Consider the following 3,098-nt stretch of genomic DNA (forward strand, 5'->3'; position numbering starts at 1 on the left):
AAATATAATTATTCTTTATTTTTATTTTAATTCAACTAATGCTGACATTAGTTGAATTAGGACTTTTCATCTGTTTTATCGAATAACATTTCATTAGGAAAGAATTTAATAGCGATAGGAGTCTCTATCAAAAGAAAGTACCAGCTTATTAAATTCACATTCTTCAAGGCAATGTTTTCTACTGTACTTAAACTCTAGCAAGAATTGAAGGTAATCATCTTTTACTTCATATACATATTTAAGAATAATATATATAAACTCATAAGGAAATAAAACGCCTTCTATTGGTATTCTAAGCTCTGAAAGCACACCCTCGCCTTTTTCTCCTCTTTCAAATATACCATAGTGCATATGAACATCCGTGTGTACAATGTTCTTTTTACCTTTCAAATCATAATCAATCCTTATATAGTTTGCAGCTGTTATTGAAACCATGAATTGATCTTCAATAGTATAAATATCATCTCTTAAACTTATTTCTGCATCTAGCCCTGGAATGAATGATAAACTATGCCCTACTATATTCCCTTCATTATCGAATTCGTAATAAAAATCAATTATAGAATCGTCATTTAGTAACAAATTATACTTCTCATTTAAAAGCATATCTCTATAGACTTCAACATAGGTTCTAATGGTAAATTTAGGCGTTCTTCTTCCTACAGAATTTTCTTTGATTTCATGAATTCCAATGTTGTTTATAGTAGGTATGTTTTCTTGAACCAAGTACAAACTGGTCAGCTGATTTATAACCAACTCTTTTTCTGAATTAATAACTAATTCTTTAGTCTTAGCCACCATTATTCACCTAAACCATCAAGTTTTGACTGCATTTGTTTAAATAAATATTTTGCTAAGTCTGGATTGGAATTTATAAGTTCTTCAAAAGACTTTTCAGCATTCTCTAATTTAACTTGGTTTTTACTATCTATTTCTCCGTATGTTTTAATCTCTTCTAACTCCTGTTCAGATGGATAATTAAATTTCAGTATATAATTATCATTTTCAACAATTTTAATTTCTTCCATATACGCATTTATATCTTCTGTCCCCATCAGCCATACTGCATACCTAGCTCTCGTCATAGCTGTGAAAATTTTATTCCTAGTAACACTTTGAATCATTTGCAAAGAGTCAGTATTAACAATAAATACAATATTTGCTTCATTACCTTTAGCCCTAAAAATTGTAGTGTAAGGTATCGCATCTTTAATTTTAATGACATTAGGGTTATCTTTATTTATCAAATTTATCGACGCTGCAATCTTATCATCCTTAACAAAATTCTCACTCCGAGCTAAATTATTAAAAACAGTCCTAAAAGTTGCATGATTGTCATTAACTTGTCTAGTTTCTAAATCAATTATCAATATATCTTCTGGTAATACATCTTCGTGTTTAATTAGATGTATTATTTTTTCAGATAACTTTTGATATTGTTCTGTTGCAGTTTTACATACTTCAGTATTTACAATTTGATTATCTTGAACTTTTTCTTCGTTACGTTCAAGTTCAACATATTCTCCATATTCTAATTTACCATTTACGACATAATAACCAACGTCAGTCCAAACTGATTTATCCTTAATCATATTTACAAAGGATAATTCTTTATCGTTGACTTTCCGATGCATACCTAACCCCAATGCATGTGCTACTGTAAGAATTTGAACAGGCGCTCTATAACTAGTTTTCAAATTAATATCTATGCACTCGTCATTACCAAATATTTCAGACTTTGATGGAATAGAATTGTCTTCATTTAACGATTGTAATTCATCATATGCATAGATTAACTTACCATCTTTTTTTAAACTTTTTCTTGCCATCTTAAAGAAATTGATTTTAAAATCTTGTGCTTCATCTATAAACACATAGTCATATAAACCTAAATTTTGATCGCTCACATTTTCAATAATATCTCTACACACAAATTCAAATGGATCTTCCTTAAAGGCTTTTTTTCCATTGGCATCTCCTAGAGATAAAGTTGGTCGATTAGAATATTGGGCTATTTCAGAATAGAATCCTTTTTTATATACTCCACCCCAACTATGGAAAATATCAATTTTACTAAAATCTGGTTCACCATATCTGTCGTAATCTTTATAATACTGTTTAAACATTCTCAATATGGTTTGTCTAAGAGAAACTGTATAAAAAACAAATGCTATCTTTCTATCTCGATCTTTATAATGCAGATAAGCCATTTTCTTAACCATTAATATAGTTTTACCACTACCTGCTAAACCACGCACCCGAATATTCTGATCTTCATGAGAATGAATCATATTAAATTGCTTTTCATCATACATCCCAATGAATGTATTTCTTTCTTTAATCTTAGCACCTAAACTTTCAGGATTCTTTAAATCTCGTTCATCTTCGTTAGTTAAACCATATGCCATTTGAATAGCTCTATTCAATTTCAAAATTATCTCTGAATTAAATTTATTTGAAGCTTCTTCAAAGTAGCTCAACGTTTCATCTAAATCATTTAAATTACATTCCAATATAAAGTCTGGTATTTGCATCAAACTTCCAAATAAAGAAGCATCCTGTGAAATCAATTGAAAAATTCGTGTTTTATATATATTTATCTCTTCCTGATTTTCATAAAGGACTATAACGCCCTTTTCATTTATAATTATCCCCTTAACAAAATCTTTTTTATTTTTTTCATCAATAATTGGATAACCATAATAAATACTATAAGTGTATTTTCTACCATCCATTTTCCCCATTAAAATTTCGATTTTTTCTTTAGTTGTCTTGCCTAAATCATCGAAACTTCCAAATTTCTGGGAATTTTCATTTAAATCCATTAAGATCACCTCTAAAACGCAGTTTTTTATTTTTTTTCATTATTATGCCCTTTTAAAATAACACAACTTTTGACTCTTCCACCTACTGAGCGAAAAATACCATCCAAGTCTGCTTAGTATTTTTTTAAATTCATTCAGTATTTCCTTCAGGTTAAACATGCTGTAGTTAGATAAACTTCTTAATTAATTATAATATACCTGCCATTAGTTAAATAAGAAAATTAACAATCTTTTTTAACAGAGCCTTAAAATAAAAAGCCCTCCCAAGAAATT

General features: G+C 28.8%; 2 protein-coding genes. Both read right to left on the bottom strand.

The features are described from left to right. Window positions 1–105: 105 nt before the first annotated feature. Window positions 106–798 (bottom strand): DUF2290 domain-containing protein, encoded by a 693-nt coding sequence (locus KVT27_RS22940; RefSeq protein WP_176539392.1) that lies wholly within the window; start codon window positions 796–798, stop codon window positions 106–108. 2 nt (window positions 799–800) lie between these two features. After that, window positions 801–2,825 (bottom strand): DEAD/DEAH box helicase, encoded by a 2,025-nt coding sequence (locus KVT27_RS22945; protein WP_098561297.1) that lies wholly within the window; start codon window positions 2,823–2,825, stop codon window positions 801–803. Between the last annotated feature and the right edge of the window lie 273 nt (window positions 2,826–3,098).

The organism is Lysinibacillus sp. GbtcB16, from assembly GCF_019091145.1.
GTDB lineage: Bacteria > Bacillota > Bacilli > Bacillales_A > Planococcaceae > Lysinibacillus > Lysinibacillus fusiformis.